This window comes from Dactylosporangium sucinum (assembly GCF_014647515.1).
GTDB lineage: Bacteria > Actinomycetota > Actinomycetes > Mycobacteriales > Micromonosporaceae > Dactylosporangium > Dactylosporangium sucinum.
In genome coordinates, this window is sequence record NZ_BMPI01000090.1 from 11418 (window position 1) to 27214 (window position 15797).

13 protein-coding genes are annotated in these 15797 nt (G+C 70.7%); all 13 read left to right on the top strand.

Features of this window, described 5'->3' with window-relative positions; all coding sequences use genetic code 11:
- The first annotated feature begins 33 nt into the window (after nucleotides 1-33).
- The 13 genes from IEZ31_RS49750 (at nucleotide 34) to IEZ31_RS49810 (ending at nucleotide 15797) form a co-directional block, all read left to right on the top strand.
- On the top strand, nucleotides 34-1755 hold the full coding sequence (locus tag IEZ31_RS49750; protein ID WP_229837066.1) for an AMP-binding protein: 1722 nt from the start codon (nucleotides 34-36) through the stop codon (nucleotides 1753-1755).
- Nucleotides 1752-2546: a TIGR03084 family metal-binding protein gene (locus IEZ31_RS49755; protein ID WP_190257164.1), complete on the top strand. Its 795-nt coding sequence runs from the start codon at nucleotides 1752-1754 to the stop codon at nucleotides 2544-2546. Before IEZ31_RS49750 ends, IEZ31_RS49755 begins: the two co-directional genes overlap by 4 nt.
- A complete protein-coding gene (locus tag IEZ31_RS49760; protein WP_190257165.1) occupies nucleotides 2546-4180 on the top strand; it encodes an acyl-CoA carboxylase subunit beta in 1635 nt (544 codons plus the stop codon). Before IEZ31_RS49755 ends, IEZ31_RS49760 begins: the two co-directional genes overlap by 1 nt.
- Nucleotides 4177-6135, top strand: coding sequence for an acetyl/propionyl/methylcrotonyl-CoA carboxylase subunit alpha (locus IEZ31_RS49765; protein ID WP_190257166.1), 1959 nt, complete (start codon nucleotides 4177-4179; stop codon nucleotides 6133-6135). Before IEZ31_RS49760 ends, IEZ31_RS49765 begins: the two co-directional genes overlap by 4 nt.
- The gene (locus tag IEZ31_RS49770; RefSeq protein WP_190257167.1) at nucleotides 6132-7895 is read left to right on the top strand and encodes an acyclic terpene utilization AtuA family protein; all 1764 of its coding nucleotides are present in this window, start codon (nucleotides 6132-6134) and stop codon (nucleotides 7893-7895) included. Before IEZ31_RS49765 ends, IEZ31_RS49770 begins: the two co-directional genes overlap by 4 nt.
- A complete protein-coding gene (locus IEZ31_RS49775) occupies nucleotides 7892-8647 on the top strand; it encodes an enoyl-CoA hydratase-related protein (RefSeq protein WP_190257168.1) in 756 nt (251 codons plus the stop codon). The genes IEZ31_RS49770 and IEZ31_RS49775 overlap by 4 nt, the downstream gene beginning before the upstream one ends.
- A gap of 45 nt (nucleotides 8648-8692) precedes the next feature.
- Nucleotides 8693-9322 carry a TetR/AcrR family transcriptional regulator gene (locus IEZ31_RS49780; protein ID WP_190257169.1) on the top strand — a complete coding sequence of 210 codons (630 nt, stop codon included), beginning with the start codon at nucleotides 8693-8695 and terminating at the stop codon, nucleotides 9320-9322.
- Nucleotides 9323-9511: 189 nt separating this feature from the next.
- A complete protein-coding gene (locus IEZ31_RS49785) occupies nucleotides 9512-10543 on the top strand; it encodes an alcohol dehydrogenase catalytic domain-containing protein (protein WP_190257170.1) in 1032 nt (343 codons plus the stop codon).
- Between the two features lie 66 nt (nucleotides 10544-10609).
- Nucleotides 10610-11392, top strand: coding sequence for an SDR family NAD(P)-dependent oxidoreductase (locus IEZ31_RS49790; protein ID WP_229837062.1), 783 nt, complete (start codon nucleotides 10610-10612; stop codon nucleotides 11390-11392).
- Nucleotides 11393-11409: 17 nt separating this feature from the next.
- Nucleotides 11410-12588, top strand: a complete 1179-nt coding sequence (locus tag IEZ31_RS49795; RefSeq protein WP_190257171.1) for an acyl-CoA dehydrogenase family protein — start codon at nucleotides 11410-11412, stop codon at nucleotides 12586-12588.
- Nucleotides 12585-13517, top strand: a complete 933-nt coding sequence (locus tag IEZ31_RS49800; protein ID WP_190257172.1) for an SDR family oxidoreductase — start codon at nucleotides 12585-12587, stop codon at nucleotides 13515-13517. Before IEZ31_RS49795 ends, IEZ31_RS49800 begins: the two co-directional genes overlap by 4 nt.
- On the top strand, nucleotides 13510-14658 hold the full coding sequence (locus IEZ31_RS49805) for an acetyl-CoA C-acyltransferase (protein WP_190257173.1): 1149 nt from the start codon (nucleotides 13510-13512) through the stop codon (nucleotides 14656-14658). Before IEZ31_RS49800 ends, IEZ31_RS49805 begins: the two co-directional genes overlap by 8 nt.
- Complete coding sequence (locus IEZ31_RS49810) at nucleotides 14658-15797, top strand: acyl-CoA dehydrogenase family protein (RefSeq protein ID WP_190257174.1); 1140 nt, start codon at nucleotides 14658-14660, stop codon at nucleotides 15795-15797. Before IEZ31_RS49805 ends, IEZ31_RS49810 begins: the two co-directional genes overlap by 1 nt.

The following is a 15797-nucleotide window of genomic DNA, read 5'->3' on the forward strand; positions in this document are numbered from 1 at the left end:
TAAACAGCGGCTGCGAGTCAGGAGTGCAAATTGGTGGTAGTGCTCGCCGAGTGCCACTTCGCGACTCTCTGGGAGGCCTTCGCCGACGCGGTCGGCGATGAGCCGGCGGTCACGCAGGGCACCCGGACCGTCACCTGGTCCGACTACGAGCGGCGGGCAGCCCGGCTCGCCGCAGTCCTGCGCGACGGCGGCATCGGGGTCGGAAGCAAGGTCGCGCTCTACCTCCACAACGCCCCGGAGTACCTCGAGGCGCAATTCGCCGCGCTGAAGATCCGCGCGGTGCCCGTCAACGTCAACTACCGGTATCTCGACGCCGAGCTCAGCTACCTGCTGGACAACAGCGACGCGGAGGCGGTCGTGTTCCACGCCTCGCTCGCCGAGCAGGTCGCCGGCGTGATGCACCGGCACCCCGCCGTGCGGCTCTGGCTGCAGGTCGACGACGTCGAGGCCGCGCCGATCCCGGGTGCGATGCCGTACGAGCAGGCGATCGGCGCGGCGGCACCCGCTCCGCGGCAGGTCAGGGACGAGCGCGACGTCTACATGCTGTACACCGGCGGTACCACCGGGATGCCCAAAGGGGTGATGTTCCCGGTCGGGGAGTTCACCCGGCGCTGGGTCAACTCCATTGCCGAGCTTCTCGAGCAGCCACCACCGCCGGACCTCGGCTGGTGCGTCGAGACGGCAAGGCAGCTGGCGGCCGTCAGGTCCGCCCCGGTGGTGCTCCCCGCCTGCCCGCTGATGCACGGCACGGGGATGTGGCTCGGGGTGTTCATGACCCACTCCATCGGGGCTCACGTCGTCCTGGCGCCCAGCGGGTCGTTCGATCCCGATGAGATCTGGGCCACCGTGAGCGCGCATGCGGTGACCGCGCTCGTCATCGTCGGGGACGCGTTCGCGCTTCCGCTGATCCGGGCGCGCGAGACCGCCGGCGCGGCCGGGCCGGAGCGCGACGTGTCCAGCCTGGCGTTCGTCATGAGTTCCGGCGCCATGCTCAGCGCGCCCGTCAAGGCCGCGCTCATCGACGTGCTGGGCGACTCCGTGGTCATCGGGGACATGATGGGGTCGACCGAGGGCCCGGGTGGATCTGCCGTCACGACGAAGAACGACGCGACGGACACCGCTCGGTTCGTGCCGGCGCCGGGCGCCCGGGTGCTCACCGAGCACGGAGTCGACGTCCGGGCCGGCTCCGGCGTCCCGGGTCTGCTCGCCATCACGGGGCCGGGGAATGTGCCCATTGGCTACTACAAGGACCCGGAGCGCAGCGCGCGGCTCATCCGGACCGTCGACGGGGTGCGGTACTCGATCCCCGGTGACTGGGCGACCGTCGACGCGGACGGCACGATCGTGCTCCTCGGGCGAGGATCGGGCTGCATCAACACCGCCGGGGAGAAGGTGTTCCCCGAGGAAGTGGAGGAAGCCCTCAAGCAGCATCCGAGCGTCGAGGACTGCATCGTCGTCGGCCTTCCTGATGAGCGCTTCGGCGAGCGCGTCGCCGCCGCGGTAGCCGCCGCTCCCGGTGCCGATCTGGACCCGGAAGAGGTTCAGGCCTGGGCCAAGGCGCGGCTCGCGGGCTACAAGGCCCCGCGGGTCGTGCTCATCCTGCCCAGCGTCCCGCGGGCGGCCAACGGCAAGGCCGACCTGCGCGCCGTCCGCACCCTGCTGCTCGAAGCCGAAGCCCACGAGCGCGCCCGGGGTCGGGCCGCTCCGCGGCCCATGACGACACTAGCCGCCTGTGCGGACGAGGAGAACCTGTGACTGACTCAGCGGCGATCATCGCCGACCTCGCGGACGAACATGCCGCCCTCGACGAGCGCGTGTGCGACCTGGACGAGCGCCAGTGGCAGGCGCCGACGCCCGCGGCTGCCTGGACGATCCGCGACTCCGTCAGCCACCTCTACTACTTCGACGCTCGCGCGCTGTTCGCAATCGCGGACCCGGACGGGTTTGCGAAACATCGCGCCGAGGTCCATGCACGTGGCCTGGACCCGGGCATCGATCTCGCCCCCGGCAGGGAACTCGGTGGCCGCGGCCTCCTGCTGGCCTGGCGCGGGACCAGAGCCGAGCTGCTTGCCGGCCTCGCCGCCTTCGACCCCGGCCGCCGGGCGCTGTGGTACGGGCCGGACATGTCGCTGAGCAGCTTCGTGACGGCTCGTCTGATGGAGACGTGGGCCCACGGTCAGGACGTCGCCGATGCGCTCGGCCTGCCCCCGGTGGTCACCGACCGGCTGCGCAGCGTCTGCCACATCGGGATAGGGGCACGCGCCTATTCGTTCTGGCAGAACGGCGCGACGGACCCCGGGGACCCCATCCGTGTGGAGGTCACGGGCCCGTCCGGACAGCTCTGGACCTGGGGGCCGGAGCATGCCACCGACCGGGTCGCCGGGACGGCACTCGACCTCGCCCTGCTCGTGACCCATCGGCGCCACCGCTCGGACACCTCGCTCACCGTCACGGGCAGGACGGCAGAGGCGTGGCTCGCGATCGCCCAGGCGTTCGCCGGTCCCAGCGGCGGCGGCCGGCAGCCCCTGTCGGCGAAGGTGGCGTGATGGCTGTCCTGACCTCTCAGCTCGACACCCGGTCCGAGCAGTTCACCAGGAACCGGGCCGACATGCTGGAGCAGCTCGAGCACATCGAGGAACAGCTTCAGCTGGCGGGCATGGGCGGTGGCGAGAAGGCGGTCGCGCGGCACCACGCCAACGGCAAGCTCACCGTTCGCGAGCGTGTCGCCCTGCTCATCGACCCCGACACGCCCTTCCTGGAGATCGGGGCCCTCGCCGGCTACTACACCGACTACCCGGTCGGCGGCGGTGCGCTGCTCGGCATCGGGACGGTGAACGGAACCGAGTGCGTGATCTTCGGCAACGATCCGACGGTGCTCGGCGGTGCCATGACGGCGACCAGCGCCCCGAAGATCGACCGGGCGCTGCTCATCGCCCGGCAGAACCGGATGCCGTACATCCAGCTGATCGAAAGCGCCGGGGGCGACCTGCGCTCCGACGGCGGCGGCGAGGAGGTCGACCGGGTGCTGCGCAAGACGCTCGGGCACTGGGCCGGTTCGGGCCGGTTCTTCTACGAGACGACCGAGCTGTCCGGGCTCGGCATCCCCACCGTTGCCGTGGTGTTCGGCAGTTCCACGGCCGGCGGTGCGTACCTGCCCGGCTTGTCGGAGTACACGATTCTCGTGCGCAACCGGGCCAAGGTCTTCCTCGGCGGCCCGCCGCTGGTGAAGATGGCGACCGGCGAGGAGAGCACGGACGAGGAGCTCGGCGGCGCCGACATGCACGCCACGGTGAGCGGCCTCGCGGACTACGTCGCGGAGGATGAGCACGACGCGTTGCGGCAGTGCCGCGATGTGGTCGGCCACCTGCACTGGCGCAAGGCCGGCTACGGCCCGACGGGTCCCGGTGACGAGCCGGTGCTGGATGCGGAGGACCTGCTGGGCATGGTGTCGCGCGACCTCAAGCAGCCGCTCGACGTGCGCGAGGTCGTCGGTCGCATCACCGACGGCAGCCGGTTCGAGGAGTTCAAGGCGCGGTACGGCGCGACGCTCGTCTGCGGCTGGGCCGAGGTCCACGGCTACCCGGTGGGCATCCTGGGCAACAACGGCCCGCTGTTTCCGGAGTCGGCGGTCAAGGCTTCGCAGTTTATCCAGCTCTGCAACAAGATCAGTACGCCGTTGCTGTTCCTGCAGAACATCACCGGCTACATGGTCGGCAAGGAGTACGAGCGGGCCGGCATGGTCAAGCACGGCAGCCAGATGATCAATGCGCTGTCGAACTCGAAGGTCCCGCACATCACGGTCGTCCTCGGTTCGTCGTACGGCGCCGGCAACTACGGCATGGGCGGCCGTGGCTTCGACACCCGCTTCCTGTTCCTGTGGCCGACGGCCAAGCTCGCGGTCATGGGGCCGCAGCAGATGGCGGGCGTCATGTCCCTGGTGCGGCGGGGGCAGGCCGCACGCAAGGGCATCGAGATCGACGAGGCGGCAGAGAAGATGCTCACGGACGCGGTCGCCGACATCACCGAGCGGATGTCGCTCGGCCTCTACGCGACCGGTCGCGGCGTGGACGACGGCGTCATCGACCCGCGCGACACCAGGACGGTCGTGGGGCTGTGCCTGTCCGCCTGCCACAGCGCGCCGGTCGAGGGCGCCACCACCTTCGGGGCGTTCCGGCCGTGATCACGACACTTCTCGTTGCGAACCGGGGCGAGATCGCCCGTCGGGTCATGCGCACCGCCGCCGCCATGGGCATCCGTACCGTCGCGGTCTACAGCGACGGCGACGCGCACTCGCCGTTCGTGCGCGACGCGGACCTGGCTGTGCCCCTGCACGGGCAGACTGCGGCGGAGACCTACCTCGACGTGGCGAAGGTGCTCGACGCGGCGCGTCTCGCGGGGGCCGACGGCGTGCACCCCGGCTACGGTTTCCTGTCGGAGAACGCGGACTTCGCCCGGGCCGTCGTCGAGGCGGGGATGATCTGGGTCGGCCCGACGCCGGCCGCGATCGCGGCCATGGGCGACAAGCTCGCCGCCAAGACGCTGATGGAGGAGGCCGGCGTCAGGACGCTTCCCTCTCTCCGGCTCGAGGAGGGTGCGGACCTCGGTGCCGCGGCCACCGAGGTCGGCTTCCCCGCACTCGTGAAGGCCGCGGCGGGCGGCGGGGGCAAGGGCATGCGCGTCGTCGAGCGGGAGGAGGAGCTCCAGGCGGCGATCGCGGGCGCGCGACGCGAGGCGCTGGCCGCGTTCGGCGACGGTACGGTCTTCCTCGAGCGCTATCTCACCGGGGCCCGCCACGTCGAGGTGCAGATCCTCGGCGACAAGCACGGCAATCTGGTGCACCTGTTCGAGCGTGAGTGCTCGATCCAGCGCCGGCACCAGAAGGTGATCGAGGAGTCGCCTTCTTCGGCGGTGAGCCCGGCGCTTCGCGAGCGGATGGGTCAGGCCGGGCTGCTCGCCGCGAAGGCGATCGGCTACGAGAGCGCCGGGACGGTGGAGTTCCTGCTCGCGCCGGACGGCGCGTTCTACTTCCTCGAGGTGAACACACGGCTCCAGGTCGAGCACCCCGTCACCGAGATGGTCACCGGGCTTGACCTGGTGCGGGAGCAGCTGTTGGTGGCGCAGGGCGCGGCGCTGTCGTTCACGCAGAGCGACCTGACGCTCACCGGGCACGCCGTCGAGGCGCGCCTCTATGCCGAGGACCCCGACAACGACTTCCTCCCGGTCACCGGCACCGTGCGGGTGTGGGAGCCCGCGGCCTCGCCGGAAGCCAGGTACGACAGCGGCATCGAGTCCGGCAGTCGCGTCGGCGTCGAGTTCGACCCGATGCTGGCCAAGGTCATCGCGCACGCACCGACTCGCGCGGAGGCCGCACTGAGGCTGGCCCTGGCCCTGGAGCGGACCGCGATCCAGGGCACGACGACCAACCGCGACTTCCTCGTGGCCACGCTGCGGCATCCGGCGTTCCTGGCCGGCGACACCAGCACGGACTTCATCACGAAGATCGACCCGCCGCGCTCGCGCGCGGTCGCTCCGGCCGAGCTGGAGGTAGCGGCCGTACAGGCCGCGCTCGCGGCACAGTCGTGGCGCCGTGCGACGTCGGCTCTGGGGCGCTTCCCAAGCGGATGGCGCAACAGCATCCTGCCGTCCGAGACCTTCACCTACCTGCACGCGGACCGCTCCGTGCCGGTTGCCTACCGCGCGCTGCGCGACGGCAGCTTCGCGGTGACGGTGGCCGGGCGCACCACGACCGCGCGGGTGCTCGAATGCTCCGATCGTGAGATCGAGGTCGAGCTCGACGGGATCAGGCACCGCTCGACCGTGCGCAACCACGGACCGCGCTGGTGGGTGCACGGACCGCGCGGCGACGTGGAGCTCGCGCTCGTGCCCCGATTCCCGGAACCCGAGGCCGAGGGCGTCGCCGGCGGCCTCGTGGCACCCCTGCCCGGTGCGGTCATCGCGGTCCAGGTGACCGCCGGGGGCCGGGTCGAGGAGGGCCAGCTGCTGGTCATCGTGGAGGCGATGAAGATGGAGCATCGCATCACCGCGCCGCACGCGGGGACGGTCGCCGAGCTGCGGGTCGCGGCCGGCGACCAGGTGGCCGCCGGCGACCTGCTCGTCGTGCTGGAGGAGGCGTGACCGCCCGGCGTCCCGTCCGGATCGCGAACTGCAGCGGCTTCTACGGAGACCGGCTGGCCGCCGCACGCGAGATGGTCGAGGGCGGTCCTGTCGACGTCCTCACCGGCGACTGGCTCGCCGAGCTCACGATGCTCATCCTCGCCAAGGACCGCTTCAAGAACCCGGACGGCGGCTACGCCAGGACGTTCCTGAAGCAGATGGAGCAGATCATGGGCACCTGCCTCGATCGCGGCATCAAGGTCGTCGCGAACGCCGGGGGCCTCAACCCGAAGGGCCTGGCCGGCGCGCTCGAGCAGCTCGCCGTGACCCTCGGGCTCGCCCCGACGATCGGATACGTGGCCGGCGACGACCTGCTTCCGCGGCTCGACGAGCTCACATGCGCCGGCCACGAGCTGCGCAACCTCGACACCGGCGAGGCCATCGGGGACCGCGCCGTGCTCACCGCCAACGCCTACCTCGGCGGCTGGGGGATCGTCGAGGCACTGAGCCGGGAGGCCGACATCGTGGTCACCGGCCGGACCACCGACGCCGCCGTCGTGATGGGCCCGGCGGCGTGGTGGCACGGCTGGGACCGCATCGACTATGACGCCCTCGCGGGCGCGCTCGTGGCCGGCCACGTCATCGAGTGCGGCTGCCAGGCGACCGGCGGCAACTACGCGTTCTTCCAGGAGGTACCCGGGCTGGAGCACCCAGGCTTCCCGATCGCCGAAATCGCCGCGGACGGCTCCTCGGTCATCACCAAGCACGAGAGCCACGGCGGCCTGGTCTCCGTCGGCACCGTGACGGCGCAGCTGCTGTACGAGATCACCGGCCCCCGCTACCTCAACCCGGACGTCACGGCGCGCTTCGACACCATCGCCCTCGCCCAGGTGGCGCAGCACCGGGTGCAGATCAGCGGGGTCCGCGGCGAGGCCCCGCCCGCGACCTCGAAGGTCTGCGTCAACGTCGCCGGCGCGGTGAAGGCGTCACTCACGTTTCCGCTGGTCGGCCTCGACGTGCAGGAGAAGGCCGACCTCCTGGTGCGATCCCTGTTCGCGGCGATCCCCGGCGGGCGCGAGAGCTTCCAGTCGGTCGAGGTCGACCTGGTGCGCTCGGACCACGAGGACCCGCAACGCAACGAGGCGGCGATCGCCAACCTGCGCATCACGCTCAAGGATCCGGACGAGACGAAGTTCGGCAAGCCGCTCACCTCGGCGATCACCGAGCTCGGGCTCGCCTCGTACCCCGGCTTCTTCGGCGGCCCGAGCGCTGTTCAGGCGTACGGCGTGTACTGGCCGGCCTCGGTGCCCTCGAACCTGCTCTCGCACGAGGTCGTGGTGGGCGACGAGGTGACGCGGGTCGCCCCGACGCTGCCCACCGGGACGGAGCCGGTGGTCGAGGCCGAGCGACCCGCGATCCCGGTGCCGGTCGGCGGGCCGACGCGCCGGGTACCCCTGGGCCGGGTTGCCGGGGCCCGGTCCGGCGACAAGGGCGGGAACGCCAACGTCGGGGTGTGGACCCGCACCGACGAGGAGTTCGCGTGGCTGAGCGACTACCTGACCGTCGACCGGCTCAAGGCGCTGATGCCGGAGACCGGTGAGCTCGATGTCGAGCGGTTCGACCTGCCCCGCATCCGGTCGCTGAACTTCGTCATCCACGGGCTGCTGGGCGAGGGCGTCGCGTCGAGCGGCCGGATGGACCCGCAGGCCAAGAGCCTGGGTGAGTACCTGCGTGCCAAGCACGTCGAAGTGCCCGTCGAGCTGCTGGAGAGGAAGCCGTGACCGCGGTCCGCTACGAGGCGCGCCACGGCGTCGCCACCCTGACCCTGGCCGAACCCGAGAACAAGAACGCACTCAACGCACGCATCATCAACGGCCTCGGCGACGGACTTTCAGCGGCGGCCGCCGACGAGGCGGTGCGTGTCATCGTCCTCACCCACGAGGGCACCACGTTCTGCGCAGGTGCCGACCTCAAGGGAGGCGGGCCGGCGCAGACACCGAGGTACTCCTTCCCAGACGTGCTCGCCGGCATCCAGGACTCGCCCAAGCCGGTCGTCGCCGTGCTCCGCGGGCACTGCATGGGCGGCGGCGTCGGGCTCGCGGCCGCAGCCGACCTGTCGGTGGCCTCCACCGACGTGACGTTCGGGTTCACCGAGGTGCGCATCGGCGTCGCGCCCGCGATGATCTCGGTCGTCTGCCTGCCCAAGCTCTCCCGGGCCGATGCGGCGGAGCTCTTCCTGACCGGGCGCAGGATTCCCGCCGCCCAGGCCGCCGAGGTGGGCCTGATCAATCGCGCGGTCGAGCCGGCTGAGCTGGACCAGGAGGTCAGTGGGCTCCTCGACGAGATCGTCGCGGGCGGCCCTCGGGCGCTGGCGGCCTCCAAGAGGCTCCTGTCGACCGTGCCAACCATGAGCCGGTCGGAGGCGTTCGAGTTCACGCAGACGCTCTCCACGGAGCTCTTCCGAAGCTCGGAGGCCGGCGAAGGGATCGCGGCCTTCCGTGAGCGGCGGCCTCCCGCGTGGATCCCGTCGTAGCCGGGTTTCCGTCGCCGAGTTTTGGCGCTACGCTAACATTGTCGCATGTCTGAAGCAGGGGCGCACGACAAGGACGATTCGCACGGTCGGCAGCGGGGTCGGCAGGGCGCCGAGGCTGCTCTCATGCGGGCCGCCCTGGAGCTCCTCGCGCGAGAGGGCGTCCTGGCGGGCCTGAACCTGAAGGATGTGGCGGACGAGGCCGGCGTGAATCGCGGCCTGATCCACCACTACTTCGGCAGTCGCAAGACGCTGCTGCGCAACGCCCTCGACAAGGAGATGCGCACCCTCGCCGACCGCGTCGGTATGGAGACCTACCTCAACCCGGCCCGGCGTGGCGCCCGCAGCTTCCGGGCCCAGGCCAACGAGATGCAGCTCGCGCGCGTCGTCATGCTCCTGGCGCTCGACGGGGACGAGGAGTTCGCGCCCATCCCCTTCTACGAGAGCTCATTGGAGCTCCTGAAGGACGAGCAGGGCCGAGGCGTATGGGACGAGGACCTCGACCTGCGAGCCCTGCTGGCGCTCTGGTACGCCTTCCTCAGTGGGTACCTCGTCCTGCGTCCGGCGCTGGCCCGGCAGCTCGGGCTGGCGGTCAAGACACTGGACGCCCGGGTGATGAGCACCATCGGCCGCATGTGGGGACCGCTGTGGCACGAGGACGGCACCGCGGAGCACTGAGGACCTGACCTCGCCCACCGCGGCTGCGGTGGGCATCGCCGATGCCTGGTCGTCGCGGACAGCTCGATCCGCGCCGCCGGCATCACGACGCCATCACAACGCCATCACAACGCCATGGACGACCGCCGGTCCGCCGGTGCGTGAAACCGCGCTTCCCCCGAGACTTAGCATAATGCTAATATCGGCGGCATGCGCGGACTGGTCTATCACGGCCCTCGGGACGTTCGGTATGACGTCGTGGCGGATCCGGCCCTCTCCAACCCGGCCGGCGCGATCGTGCGGGTCGGCAAGGCGAGCATCTGCGGCAGCGACCTGCACATCTTCCACGGCGAGAACGCTCGCGGCACGGGCTTCACCATCGGGCACGAGGCCATCGGGCAGATCGTCGAGGCGGGTGCGGAGGTACACCGCTTCAAGGCGGGAGACCGGGTGCTGGTCTCGGCGGGGGTGCGCTGCGGCCGCTGCGAGGGCTGCGCCTCCGGTCCCCACTGCACGGTCCAGGGGGACAACTTCTGCTACGGCCTCGGGCCCGACCTGCCGGGCAGTCAGGCCGAACTGCTGGAAGTGCCGTACGCCGACGCCAACCTGATGCGACTGCCCGCGGATGTCAGCGAGGAGAACGCCCTTCTGCTGGCCGACTGCGCCAACACCGCCTGGTACGGCGCGAAGAAGGCGAAGATCGTCCCCGGCGCCGAGGTCGCGGTGATCGGCCTCGGCCCGATCGGCCTCGTCGCCGTCATGTCGGCGTTCCTGCAAGGAGCCGCTCGCGTGTTCGCCGTCGACCCCGTGGCCGACCGCCGTCGCCGGGCCGAAGAGCTCGGGGCGTCGAGCCTCGCGCCCGAAGGGGCAAAGGAACTCATCATGGAAGCCACGCGCGGCGGTGTGGGCCACGTCGTCGACGCGGTCGGCACCGACGAGAGCATCGACACGGCCCTGCGCGTCGTGCGGAACCGGGGAGCGGTTTCGGTGGTCGGCCTGTCGCCGTCCAAGCGCATGGCCTTCCCGATGATGCGCGCCCAGATGCTCTCCCTCGACTTCCACATCGGGCTCGCCACCGGCGAGGACACCCCCGGACTGCTGAACCTGATGCGCGCGGGACGTTTCAACCCGGCGGTCGTCTTCAGCCACCGTCTCCCGCTGTCCGCCGGCGTGACCGCCTACGAGCTGTTCGATCAGCGTGCCGACGGCGTCTGCAAGGTGCTGCTGGACGCAACCGCCTGACGCGACACCGGTCCGACCGCGCCGCCGAGGTCGCCTCGTGTGGCGAACATCGAAAGGAATGCACACGTGACATCGCTCGACGAGCGGGTGGCCACGGACCCGCTGTTCGACGTGACCGGGAAGGTCGTCGTCGTCACCGGCGGCAGCCGCGGGCTGGGGCGGGCAATGGTACGTGCCTTCGCCGAGAGAGGGGCCGTCCCGGTCATCGCCAGCCGGAAGCTGGACGCCTGCCGGGAGCTCGCGGACGAGGTCGGCGCCGCGTGGGGCGTGGACGCCTTGCCGATTGCGGTGAACGTGAACCGGTGGCAGGAGTGCGACCGGCTCGCGGACGAGGTCTATGCCCGGTACGGCCGGGTGGACGTGTTGATCAACAACGCCGGCAGCTCCCCGGTCTTCCCCAGCGTCGACGCCATCACCGAGGAGCTCTACGACAAGGTCTTTGCCCTCAACCTCAAGGGCCCGTTCCGGCTCATGGCCAACATCGGCACCCGGATGGCCTCGGCCAGGGGCGGGTCGATCATCAATATCGGTTCGGTGTCGAGCATGCGACCGCAGCCGATGCTGGTCACCTACGCGGCCGCCAAAGCCGGGCTCAACGCATTGACCGAGGGCATGGCCCGCGCCCTCGCGCCGAAGGTGCGGGTGAACTGCATCGTCGCGGGGCCCTTCGCGACGGACGTCTTCAACGCGTGGGATCCCGAGGTCTTCCAGCAGGTCATGGCCGAGCCGCTCGCGCTGAAACGAGCCGGACAACCGGAGGAGGTCGTCGGAGCGGCCCTGTACCTCGCCTCCTCGGCATCGACGTTCACGACCGGCGCACTGCTCCGCGTCGACGGCGGAACCCCCTGAGAGCGGAGAAGATCACGATGGAGTTTCTGACGCCACCGGCCGACCACCCGGCCCGCGACCGGGTGCGGGCATGGCTGCGGGAGCACCCGCATCCCACGCCGAGGCAGCTCGCCGAGTCCGGCTACGTGGCGCCGCACTGGCCGGCGCCGTACGGCCTCGACGCGGACCCGATGAGCCAGCTGGCCATCGACGCCGAGTTGCGCGCGGCGCAGGTGGCCATGCCGGAGAACCCGATCGCGATCGGCTGGGCGGGGCCGACGATTCTCGCCGGAGGTACCGAGGCCCAGCGGGAGCGCTACCTGCGCCCGCTGCTGGCGGCGGAGGAGATCTGGTGCCAGCTGTTCAGCGAGCCCGGCCACGGCAGCGATCTGGCCAACCTGTCCACCCGTGCCGTCCGGGACGGCGAGCACTACGTGGTCAACGGCCAGAAGCTGTGGACGTCGGACGCGCACGTCGCGCACCTCGGCATCCTCATCGTCCGCACGGATCCTGATGCGCCCAAGCACAGGGGCATCTCGTACCTGATCTGCCCGATGGACACGCCGGGTATCACGATCCGCCCGGTGTACGACATGACCGGAACCTTCTACCTCAACGAGGTCTTCTTCGACGACGTGCGGATCCCTGCCGAGAACCTCGTCGGGGAGGAGAACAAGGGATGGCGCCTGGCCAAGGTCACGCTCGGCAACGAACGCGTGTCCCTGTCGGGCGAAGGCGCGCTGTGGGGGCACGGACCCTCGGCGGCCGACCTCCTCGCCAAGGTGCGAGCGGCGAACCTGGACCTCGACCCGCTGCTTCGGCAGGAGCTCGCCAAGGTCTGGATCGAAGGCGAGGTGCTGCGCCTGATCCGGCTGCGCACGGTCACGGCCGCCGTCCAGGGACGCCCGCCCGGCCCGGAGGCGAGCATCCGCAAGGCGCTCTCGGACGAACACGGCCAGCACATCATGAACCTCGTGCGTGACCTCGCCGGCAGTCATGGCCTGGTGAAAGGGCACGACCCGTTCGGTTCGGACGACGCGAAGACGTGGGACCACGGCTTCTGCTTCGCGCCCGCCCTGACCATCGGGGGCGGCACCGCTCAGGTCCAGCGCAACATCATCGCCGAGCAGGTGCTCGGGATGCCACGAGAGCTCGATGTCGAGAAGGGCATGACGTGGTCGGAGGCCAGAAGCGCGGTCCTGGCGGCACAGCGATGAGCATCACCTTCGACGGGCGCGTGGCCGTCGTCACCGGCGCGGGCGGAGGACTCGGCCGCACCTACGCGCTGGAGCTCGCCAGGCGCGGAGCGGCGGTCGTCGTCAATGACCTCGGCGGGTCGCTCGACGGGGCGGGATCGAGCGCCTCCGCGGCCGACAAGGTCGTCGAGGAGATCCGGGTCGCCGGCGGCAGGGCCATCGCGGAGCACAGCTCGGTCGCGACCCCGCAGGGAGGAGCGGCGATCGTGGACGCGGCCCTGCGGGAGTTCGGCAGGCTCGACGTAGTGATCAACAACGCGGGCATCCTGCGGGACCGCAGCGCCGGCAAGCTGAGCAGCGAGGACGTCGACGGGGTGCTCGACGTTCACCTCCGCGGCGCCTTCAACGTGTCGTTGCCGGCCTTCCGCGTGATGAAGGAGCAGCGGTACGGCCGGCTGCTGTTCACGACCTCCGTGGCCGGGCTGCTCGGCAACTTCGGCCAGGCGAACTACAGCGCGGCCAAGATGGGACTGGTCGGCCTGGCCAGCACCCTGTCCATCGAAGGTGAACGTTCGGGCATCCTGGCGAACTGCATCGCGCCCGTCGCCCTGACGAGAATGACCGAGGCGCTGATGCCGGCGGACTCCCGCGACGTCCTTCGCGCCGACTACGTCACCCCGTTGGCGGTGTACCTGGTCAGCGAGCAGTGCCAGGAGACCCGGGAGATCTTCTCCGTCGGTGGTGGCCGCTACGCCCGCTTCTTCGTCGCGGTCACGCCAGGCATCCACGTCGGTGAGTCGACCCCGACGGTCGAGGATCTTGCCGCGCGGCTCCCCGAGATCCGTGACCTCAGCGAACATCTCGTCCTGCGCGCCGCGGACGAGGAAGTTGCCCTGCTCGCCAAGTCTCTGCCCGCCAATCCTGTCGAAGGAGCGCACGCCAATGCGTGAAGTCGTCATCGTCGAGGCCGCCCGCTCCGCCATCGGCAAGCGCAACGGCAGCCTCTCCCACCTGCACCCGGTCGACCTGCTCGCGAACGTGCAGCGCGGCCTGTTCGACCGGTCCGGCATCGACCCGGCCGTCGTCGGGCAGGTGGTGGGTGGTTGCGTCACCCAGGTCGGGCGGCAGGCCGCGAACGTCACGCGCAACGCCTGGCTGGCCGCGGGCCTCCCGCTCGAGGTGGCCGGCACCACCGTCGATGCCCAGTGCGGCTCGTCGCAGCACGCCACCAGCCTCGCTCACGGTCTCGTGGCCTCGGGGATCGTCGATGTGGCGGTCGCCTGCGGCGTCGAGGCCATGAGCCAGGTCCCGATGGGCTCCTCCTACGCGCCCGGCCTCGGAACGCCGATGGAGTCGGAGTTGTACGGCTACCAGTGGACGTCGCAGTTCCAGGGGGCCGAGCTGATCGCGCAGCGCTGGGCGCTCAACCGCGAGGACCTCGACGCCTTCGCCGTCCAGTCGCAGCAGCAGGCCGCGGCTGCCTGGCAGGACGGACGCTTCGACTCGCAGATCATCGAGGTGTCGGGATGCACCCGTGACGAGGGGATGCGCGAGACGTCGATGGAAGGCCTGGCGGGCCTGCGCACCGTCATGGGCACCGACGACCCGGTCGTGGGTCCGGCCGGGGGACTGCACACCGCCGGGACGGCCTCGCAGATCTCCGACGGGGCCGCCGCCGTCCTGCTGATGACGGCGCAGCGGGCCCAGGAGATGGGCGTGCGGCCCCTGGCTCGCATCGTCGACACCTGCCTCGTGGGTTCCGACCCGGTGTCGATGCTCACCGGCCCGATCCCGGCGACGCAGCACCTGCTCAAGCGCAACGACCTGTCGATGTCTGAGGTCGGCGTCGTGGAGATCAATGAGGCGTTCGCTTCCGTCGTGCTGGCATGGCAGCGGGAGCTCGATGCCGATCCGGACACCGTCAACCCGAACGGCGGTGCGATCGCGTTGGGCCACCCCCTCGGGGCCACCGGTTGCTTCCTGATCACCAAGACCGTTCACGAGTTGCAGCGCAGCGGCTCGCGCTACGGGCTCATCACGATGTGCTGCGGCGGTGGAATGGGCACCGGCACGCTGCTGGAGCGCTGCTGATGGCCCCGCTCGCCACGGACACGCTCGGGTTCGTGTTCACACCGGAGCAGGAGACGCTGCGCGACATCGTCCGGGCCTTCCTGAACGACAAGTGCTCGGAGGCGGACGTCCGCCGGCTCATGGCGTCCGGCGAGGGTTTCGACCGGGCGACCTGGTCGCAGCTGGCCGGGCAACTCGGGCTGACGGGCCTGGCCGTCCCGGAGGAGTACGGCGGCAGCGGATTCGGCTTCGTCGAGACCGCCATCGTCCTCGAGGAGCTCGGCCGGGCGCTGGCGCCCGTTCCCTACTTCGCGTCCGCGGTCCTGGCCACGCAGACGCTGCTGCACAGCGGCGACGAGCGGGCGATGAAGGTTTGGCTCCCGCGCCTCGCCTCGGGAGAGACCATCGGGACGCTGGCGTTCAGCGACGCGAACGGCAACTGGAACCTCGAGGCGCTCGCGACCACCGCCACGGCGCGCGACGGCAAGTGGGTCCTCGACGGCGTGACAAGCTTCGTGATCGACGGGCTCGCCGCGGACCTGATCCTGGCGATCGGCCGCACCCCGTCGGGGCCCTCGCTGTTCGCCGTAGCGGCCTCCGCGGCCGGCGTGCACCGCGAGGCGCTCGCCGCGCTGGACGAGACCAGGAAGCTTGCGCGGATCACCCTGGACGGCGTCGTCGCCGAACTCGTCGGCGATGAGGGCGCCGCGGGAACGACCCTGGAGCGGGTGCTGGACCTGGCCCTGGTCGGGCTCGCCGCCGACGCCGTCGGCGGGGCGCAGTTCCTGCTCGAACGGACCGTGCGCTACACGGGGGAGAGGTATCAGTTCGGGCGGCCGATCGGGGCGTTCCAGGCGGTCAAGCACCGCTGCGCGGAGATGCTGCTGGCGGTCGAGTCGGCGAAGACGGCCGCATACTACGGTGCGTTCGTCGCGGCCGGCCTCGACGAGGAACTGCCGGTGATCGCCGCCCTGACGAAGGCGTACTGCACCGACGCGTACTTCAAGGTCGCCGGCGACGCGATCCAGCTGCATGGCGCGATCGGCTTCACGTGGGAGCACCCGGCGCATCTGTACTACAAGCGTGCGAAGAGCGCGCAGCTGCTCTTCGGGGCGCCCGCGCTGTGGCGCGAGCGGCTTCTGCAGCGACTGGGTGTGTGA

Coding starts and splice junctions, on each gene's coding strand:
- IEZ31_RS49785 (WP_190257170.1), top strand. CDS start 9,512: ATGCGCGGACTGGTCTATCACGGCCCTCGGGACGTTCGGTATGACGTC.
- IEZ31_RS49805 (WP_190257173.1), top strand. CDS start 13,510: ATGCGTGAAGTCGTCATCGTCGAGGCCGCCCGCTCCGCCATCGGCAAG.
- IEZ31_RS49800 (WP_190257172.1), top strand. CDS start 12,585: ATGAGCATCACCTTCGACGGGCGCGTGGCCGTCGTCACCGGCGCGGGC.
- IEZ31_RS49760 (WP_190257165.1), top strand. CDS start 2,546: ATGGCTGTCCTGACCTCTCAGCTCGACACCCGGTCCGAGCAGTTCACC.
- IEZ31_RS49810 (WP_190257174.1), top strand. CDS start 14,658: ATGGCCCCGCTCGCCACGGACACGCTCGGGTTCGTGTTCACACCGGAG.
- IEZ31_RS49795 (WP_190257171.1), top strand. CDS start 11,410: ATGGAGTTTCTGACGCCACCGGCCGACCACCCGGCCCGCGACCGGGTG.
- IEZ31_RS49780 (WP_190257169.1), top strand. CDS start 8,693: ATGTCTGAAGCAGGGGCGCACGACAAGGACGATTCGCACGGTCGGCAG.